The 7,980-nt window shown below is 68.9% G+C and carries 4 protein-coding genes; all 4 read right to left on the bottom strand.

Annotation, left to right across the window (positions count from 1 at the left end):
* Window positions 1–29: 29 nt before the first annotated feature.
* The gene (locus B1729_RS18085) at window positions 30–419 is read right to left on the bottom strand and encodes an SHOCT domain-containing protein (RefSeq protein WP_163617104.1); all 390 of its coding nucleotides are present in this window, start codon (window positions 417–419) and stop codon (window positions 30–32) included.
* Between the two features lie 76 nt (window positions 420–495).
* On the bottom strand, window positions 496–1,944 hold the full coding sequence (gene pyk, locus B1729_RS18080; RefSeq protein WP_163617105.1) for a pyruvate kinase: 1,449 nt from the start codon (window positions 1,942–1,944) through the stop codon (window positions 496–498).
* Between the two features lie 47 nt (window positions 1,945–1,991).
* Window positions 1,992–3,458 carry a glutamate synthase subunit beta gene (locus tag B1729_RS18075; protein WP_163617106.1) on the bottom strand — a complete coding sequence of 489 codons (1,467 nt, stop codon included), beginning with the start codon at window positions 3,456–3,458 and terminating at the stop codon, window positions 1,992–1,994.
* Window positions 3,451–7,971, bottom strand: coding sequence for a glutamate synthase large subunit (gene gltB, locus B1729_RS18070; protein ID WP_204318964.1), 4,521 nt, complete (start codon window positions 7,969–7,971; stop codon window positions 3,451–3,453). Before gltB ends, B1729_RS18075 begins: the two co-directional genes overlap by 8 nt.
* Window positions 7,972–7,980: the final 9 nt, after the last annotated feature.

Below are 7,980 nucleotides of genomic sequence, written 5' to 3'. Positions count from 1 at the left end.
GAGGCATCCGCTCTGCTGTTGTCGTCCGGCTACGCGCCGAAGTACTGGTTGCCCAGCGCCTTGCTCTTGAGGGCATCGAACTCGCCCTGCGAGATCGTGCCGGCGTCGAGCAGGGCCTTGGCCTTCGCGATGTCTTCCGCGGGGCTGGCCGACGCGCTCGGGCGATAGTCGTCGGATTCGGCGACCACTCCCCCGCGGACGGACTGAGCGCGGGCCGCCATCCCCTTGCCGCGCGCGATGATGTAGACGATCGCCGTCAGGAAGGGCACGAACACCAGGGCGATGATCCACAGCGCCTTGAGCCAGCCGTTGAGGTCATCGTCGCGGAACAGGTCCGTGATGATCACGATCACCACATACAGGTAGGCGATGAAGTAGAAGCTCCACAGCAGGAACCACCAGAAGTCACCGAAGAACATCGGCGTCACCTTTCTCGAAAAAGCCGGGACGGCTGCGACCACAGTAGTGGTCGCAGCCGTCCGCTGGAGAGAGGTGTTACTCCCGTGTCTTGTAGATCGGCGCCTTGCCGTGCACCGCATCGCCCACCTTGTGGATGCGGATGTCGTTCGTGGAGCCGATGATTCCGGGAGGGGATCCCGAGATCACGACCACCTTGTCGCCGACCTTCGCGAGGTCGTTCGACAGCAGGTAGTCGTCGACCTGGATGAACATCAGGTCGGTGTGCGCGACGTGCTCGACGAGCGTCGACTGCACGCCCCACGTCAGCGCCATGCGGCGACGGATCGCCGGTTCGGGTGCGAAGCCGATCATGGGGATGCGCGGGCGCAGCCGTGACATGCGGCGCGCCGTGTCACCGGACTCGGTGAAGATGCAGACGAACTTCGCGTCGACGAACTCGGCGACCTCCATCGCGGCGAGCGTGATCGCGCCGCCCTGGGTGCGGGGCTTGGTCGTGAGCGGCAGGATGCGATCCAGCCCGTGCTCCTCGGTCGAGTCGACGATGCGCGCCATCGTCTCGACGACGACGACCGGGTACTTGCCGACGCTCGTCTCGCCCGAGAGCATGACCGCGTCCGCGCCGTCGAGCACCGCGTTGGCGACGTCGCTGGTCTCGGCGCGGGTGGGCACCGGGTTCTCGATCATCGACTCGAGCATCTGCGTGGCCACGATGACGGGCTTCGCCATGCGACGGCAGAGCTCCACCGCGCGCTTCTGCACGATCGGCACCGCCTCGAGGGGCAGCTCGACGCCCAGGTCGCCGCGGGCGACCATGATGCCGTCGAACGCGTCGATGATCTCCTCGAGGTTGTCGACGGCCTGCGGCTTCTCGATCTTCGCGATGACCGGGATGTGGCGCCCTTCCTCCGCCATGATGACGTGCACGCGCTGGACGTCCTTCGCGTCACGCACGAAGGACAGCGCGATGAGGTCTGCGCCGGCGCGCAGGCCCCAGCGCAGGTCGGCCTCGTCCTTCTCCGACAGCGCGGGGACGTTGACGGCCACACCCGGGAGGTTGATGCCCTTGTTGTTCGAGACGGGCCCCGCGACGATCACCTTGGTGGTGACGACGGTGTCGTCGGTCTCGATGACCTCGACGCGCACCTTTCCGTCGTCGATCAGCAGGAAGTCTCCCGGCTTGACGTCGTGCGGAAGACCCTTGAACGTCGTGCTGACGATCTCCTTGGTACCCAGGATGTCGTCGGTGGTGATCTTGAAGATGTCGCCGACAGCGAGCTCGTGGGGTCCGTTCTCGAACTTGCCGAGGCGGATCTTGGGCCCCTGCAGGTCGACGAGGATCGCGACCGCTCGTCCCGCGTCGTCGGCGGCCTTGCGCACGTTGGCGAAGTTGTTGTCGTGGACCGAGTAGTCCCCGTGGCTCAGATTGAAGCGGGCGACGTCGACGCCGGCATCGATGATCGCGCGGACCATCTCATATGTCGACGTGGCGGGCCCCAGGGTGGCGACGATCTTGGCGCGTCTCATCCGTGGTATCTCCGGGTGGGTTGAAGGTGGCGAGTGCCTCGGCAAGCCTACGCGGGCTGCATGCCGATGGCGACATCGGTCGGGCGGACCGGAGCAGGCAGCTCCGTCTCCCCCATGAGGAAGCGGTCGACGCTGGCTGCGGCGGCACGTCCCTCGGCGATCGCCCACACGATGAGCGACTGCCCGCGGCCGGCATCGCCGGCCACGAACACGCCCGGGGCGGTCGTCTGGTAGTCGTCCTCGCGGCGCACGTTGCCCCGCTCGGTGAAGCGGGCGCCGAGCTGCTCCTCGAGGACCGCGCGCTCGGGACCGGTGAAGCCCATCGCGATGAGCACCAGGTCGGCGGGGATCTCGCGCTCGGTGCCGCTCTTGGGCACGCGGCGGCCGTCGACGAACTCGGTCTCGGCGACGCGCAGGGCGCGCACCTCGCCTGCGCCGTTCGCCAGGAACTCCACGGTCGAGGCGAGGTAGGTGCGCTCGCCGCCCTCTTCGTGGGCCGACTGCATCTCGAACACGAGGGGGTCCATCGGCCAGGGCTGGTGCTCGGGACGCTCGCCCGGAGGGCGGCGGCCGATCGCGAGGTTGGTCACGCTCAGCGCGCCGTGACGGTGGGCCGTGCCGATGCAGTCGGCGCCGGTGTCACCGCCGCCGATCACGATGACGTGCTTGCCCTCGGCCGTGATCTGGTTCGGCACGGAGTCGCCGGCGACGGCCTTGTTGGACTCGACGAGGTACTCCATCGCGAAGTGCACGCCGGCGAGGTCGCGCCCCGGGATGGCGAGCTCGCGCGGGACGGTCGAGCCGGTGGCGATGACGACCGCGTCGTAGCGGGCGCGGAGGTCGGCCCACGAGATGTCGCGGCCGATCTCGACGCCCGCGCGGAAGCGGGTGCCCTCGTCCCGCATCTGGCGAAGACGCGACTCGAGGTGCTTCTTCTCCATCTTGAAGTCAGGGATGCCGTAGCGCAGGAGTCCGCCGATGCGGTCGTCGCGCTCGAACACGGCGACGGTGTGGCCAGCGCGCGTGAGCTGCTGGGCCGCGGCGAGACCGGCGGGACCCGAGCCGACGACGGCGACGGTCTTGCCGGTGAGGCGCCCCGGGGGCTCCGGCTCGATCCAGCCGTTCGCGAAGGCCTCGTCGGCGATCGACACCTCCACCTGCTTGATCGTCACCGCGGGCTGGTTGATGCCCAGCACGCAGGCGCTCTCGCACGGCGCGGGGCACAGCCGCCCCGTGAACTCGGGGAAGTTGTTCGTCGCGTGCAGACGCTCGCTGGCGGCGCGGCCCTCACCGCGCCACGTCAGGTCGTTCCACTCCGGGATGAGGTTGCCGAGCGGGCAGCCCTGGTGGCAGAACGGCACGCCGCAGTCCATGCAGCGACCCGCCTGCCGGCGGAGCACCGCGCCGTCACCCGGCTCGTAGACCTCTTTCCAGTCCATGATGCGCACCGGCACCGGCCGCCGCGGGGGCAGCTCGCGCTCGGTGACCTTGAGAAAGCCTTTCGGGTCAGCCACCCGTCACCTCCAGAATGCGGGTCCAGACGACATCGCCGTCGGGGTCGAGCCCCTCTGCGACGGCCGTCTGGCGGGTCTGCAGCACCGCGGCGTAGTCGCGCGGCATGACCCTGACGAAGTTCGCCAGCTCGGCCTCGAAGTCGTCGAGGAGAGCCTGGGCGAGAGTTGATTCGGTCTCGGCGACGTGCTGCTGGAGAAGGTCGCGGAGGATCTCCGCGTCTCCGGAGCCGAGGTCGCCGAGCTCCAGCTCGCCGGAGGCGAGCGCCTCGCGATTGACGAGCTTGCTGTCGAGCCGGTACACGTAGGCGGTGCCGCCGGACATGCCGGCCCCGAGGTTGCGTCCGGTCGCGCCGAGGATCACCGCGAGGCCACCGGTCATGTACTCCAGGGCGTGGTCTCCCACTCCCTCGACGACCGCAGTGGCGCCGGAGTTGCGGACGAAGAAGCGCTCGCCCACCACCCCGCGCAGGAACATGGTGCCCAGGGTCGCGCCGTAGCCGATCACGTTGCCGGCGATGACGTTCTTGGAGGCGTCGAAGGTGGCGCCGCGCGGCGGCCGGACCACGATCTGACCGCCCGAGAGACCCTTGCCGACGTAGTCGTTGGAGTCGCCCTCGAGACGCAGCGTGATGCCCGACGGCATGAATGCGCCGAAGGACTGGCCCGCCGACCCCGTGAGGTTGACGACGATGCTGCCGGAGCGGAGGCCGTTCTCGCCGCGCGCCTTGGTGACGTGATGACCCAGGAGCGTGCCGACCGCCCGCTCGGTATTGCGGATCGGCAGATCGATCGTGATCTCGCCGCCCTTCGCGATCACATCCTGCGCGCGCTCGATGAGGGCGACGTCGAAGTGCTCGTCGAGTTCGTGCAGCTGCGCCGTGGTGTTGCGCCGCGGCTCGTCCTCGGCGAAGACCGGGCCCTCGAGCACCGGCGCGAGGTCGAGGCCGTTCGCCTTCCAATGCGTGACCGCACCGTTGACGTCGAGCAGGTCGCTGCGGCCGATCGCCTCGTCGAGCGAGCGGAAGCCGAGCGCGGCCAGATACTCCCGCACCTCTTCGGCGATGAACTCCATGAAGTTCACGACGAACTCGGGCTTGCCGTTGAACCGTGCGCGAAGCACCGGGTTCTGCGTCGCCACGCCCACCGGGCAGGTGTCGAGGTGGCAGACCCGCATCATGATGCAGCCCGACACCACGAGCGGCGCCGTCGCGAAGCCGAACTCCTCCGCTCCGAGCAGAGCGCCGATGATGACATCGCGCCCGGTCTTGAGCTGTCCGTCGACCTGGACGACCACGCGGTCGCGCATGCCGTTGAGCATGAGCGTCTGCTGCGTCTCGGCGAGACCCAGTTCCCACGGGGTGCCCGCGTGCTTGAGCGAGTTCAGCGGGCTCGCGCCCGTGCCGCCGTCGTGGCCCGACACCAGGATGACGTCGGCCAGCGCCTTGGCGGTGCCGGCTGCGACCGCGCCGATGCCCGACTGGCTCACGAGCTTGACATGCACGCGGGCGCCGGGGTTGGCGCGCTTCAGATCGTAGATCAGCTGCTTGAGGTCTTCGATCGAGTAGATGTCGTGGTGCGGCGGCGGCGAGATGAGCCCGACGCCGGCGGTCGCGTGACGCGTGCGGGCGACCCACGGGTACACCTTGGTCGGCGGCAGCTGACCGCCCTCGCCGGGCTTCGCGCCCTGGGCGAGCTTGATCTGGATGTCGTCGGCCTCGGTGAGGTACAGGCTCGTGACGCCGAAGCGCCCCGAGGCGACCTGCTTGATCGAACTGCGCCGCTCGGGGTCGAGCAGGCGGTCTGCATCCTCGCCGCCCTCGCCGGTGTTGGACTTTCCGCCGATGCGGTTCATCGCGATGGCCAGGGTCTCGTGAGCCTCGCGCGAGATCGAGCCGTAGCTCATCGCACCGGTCGAGAAGCGCTTGACGATCGAGGAGACCGACTCGACCTCGTCGATCGGCACCGGCGTGCGGCCCTCGGTCTTGAGGGCGAACAGACCGCGCAGCGTCTTCAGCTCGCTGGCCTGGTCGTCGACGAGCTTTGTGTACTCGCGGAAGATGTCGTACCGGCGGGTGCGCGTCGAGTGCTGCAGCCGGAACACCGTGTCGGGGTTGAACAGGTGGGGTGAGCCGTCGCGGCGCCACTGGTACTCGCCGCCCGTCCAGAGTCGCTCGTGGGCGCGGACCGCGGCATCCTGCGGGTACGCGTACGCGTGACGCGCCGCGTTCTCGGCCGCGATGACGTCGAGGCCGACGCCGCCGAGCTTGGACTCGGTGCCGGTGAAGTAGGTGTCGACGAGGCCGTCCGACAGGCCGACGGCCTCGAACACCTGGGCGCCCGCGTACGAGGACACGGTCGAGATGCCCATCTTCGACATGATCTTCAGCACGCCCTTGCCGAGCGCGTAGATCAGGTTCTTGACGGCCTTCTCCGGCGCGATGCCCGTGATGAAGCCCGCCCGGACCAGGTACTCGACGGTCTCCATGGCGAGGTACGGATTGACCGCGGATGCGCCGTACCCGATCAGCGTCGCGACGTGATGGACCTCGCGCACATCGCCTGCCTCGACCACGAGACCGCACTTCATGCGCGTCTCCTTGCGGATGAGGTGGTGGTGCACGGCGGCCAGCATGAGCAGCGACGGGATGGGCGCGAGATCCTTGTTGGAGTCGCGGTCGGAGAGCACGATGAACTCCGCGCCGTCCTCGATGGCCTGGTCGACCTCCTGGCACATCTGCTCGAGGCGCTTCTTCATGCCCTTGTGGCCGGCCTCGACGCGGTACAGGCCGCGGATCGTGACCGACGTCCGCCCAGGGAGGGCGGTGTCGATGTGCTGGATCTTGGCCAGCTCGTCGTTGTCGATCACCGGGAAGTCGAGCGTCACGACACGCGTGTGCTCCGCGCCCCATTCGAGAAGGTTGCGCTCCGGACCGAGGCCCAGGCCGAGGGAGGTGACGACCTCTTCGCGGATCGAGTCGAGCGGCGGGTTGGTGACCTGCGCGAACTGCTGCGTGAAGTAGTCGAACAGCAGTCGCGGACGCTCGCTGAGCACCGCTACGGGGGTGTCGGAACCCATGGCGCCGAGGGGCTCCGCCCCGTTCTGCCCCATCGGGGTGAGGAGGATCTTGACCTCTTCCTCGGTGTAGCCGAACGTCCGCTGACGGCGGGTGATCGAGGCGATGGGGTGCACGATATGCTCGCGCTCCGGCAGGTCGGCCAGGCGCACGCGGCCCGCGTCGAGCCACTCCTGCCAGGGCTCCTGCTCGGCGAGCTGCGCCTTGATCTCGTCGTCCTCGATGATGCGGCGCTGGGCCGTGTCGACGAGGAACATGCGGCCGGGGCGCAGGCGCCCGCGGCGCTTGATGCGCTCGGGTGCGAAGTCCAGCACGCCGGTCTCGCTGCCGATGACGATGAGGCCGTCGGTCGTCTCGGTCCAGCGACCGGGGCGCAGGCCGTTGCGGTCGAGCGTCGCGCCGACGAGGGTGCCGTCGGTGAAGATCAGAGCGGCCGGGCCGTCCCACGGCTCCATCTGCATCGAGTGGAACTCGTAGAACGCGCGCAGCTTGGGGTCGATGTCGGCCTGCTTCTCATACGCCTCCGGCACCATCATCATGATGGCGTGCGGCAGGCTGCGGCCGGTCAGGGTGAGGAGCTCGAGCACCTCATCGAAGGAGGCCGAGTCGCTGGCGCCGGCAGTGCAGATGGGCAGCAGCGGGCGGATGTCGCCCAGGAGCTCGGACTCGAGCTGCGACTGCCGCGCCCGCATCCAGTTGCGGTTGCCGTTGACGGTGTTGATCTCGCCGTTGTGGGCGAGCATGCGCAGCGGCTGCGCGAGCGGCCACGACGGGAAGGTGTTGGTCGAGTAGCGCGAGTGGACCACGGCGAGCTCGGAGGCGAAGCGCTCGTCCTGCAGGTCGGGGTAGAACGGCTCGAGCTGCAACGTCGTGACCATGCCCTTGTAGCCGAGCGTGCGCGCCGACAGCGAGACGAAGTAGGCGTCGAGCTCGGTGCGGGCACGGGCGCGCAGGCGATAGGCACGTCGATCGAGCGCGACCCCCGAGAGCGCGGCACGCTCGCCGGAGCCCGGGTCGGACACGAAGAGCTGCTCGAAGACCGGACGGGCCTCGAAGGCCAGCTTGCCCAGGTGCTCCTCGGACGTCGGCACTTCACGCCAGCCGAGGACGGTGAGGCCCTCGGATGCCGCGATCCGCTCGATGCCCGCCTTCTGCGTGGCGCGCGCCTCGGCGTCGCGCGGCAGGAAGATCATGCCGGCGGCGTACTCGCCCACCGGCGGCAGCTCGAAACCGGCCACCGCACGCAGGAAGGCGTCGGGCATCTGAGTGAGGATGCCTGCGCCGTCGCCGGTGCCGGCGTCCGAACCGATCGCGCCGCGGTGCTCCAGGTTGCGGAGGGCCGTCAGGGCGAGATCGATGATGTCGTGGCCGGCCTCGCCGCGCAGGGTCGCGACCATGGCCAGTCCGCAGGCGTCCTTCTCGAACGCAGGGTTGTACATCCCCTGCTT

This window comes from Microbacterium sp. B35-04, assembly GCF_010634885.1.
Classification (GTDB): Bacteria; Actinomycetota; Actinomycetes; order Actinomycetales; family Microbacteriaceae; genus Microbacterium.
Note: the sequence above shows the minus strand (reverse complement) of the source record. Positions and strands in the feature narration are given on the sequence as shown.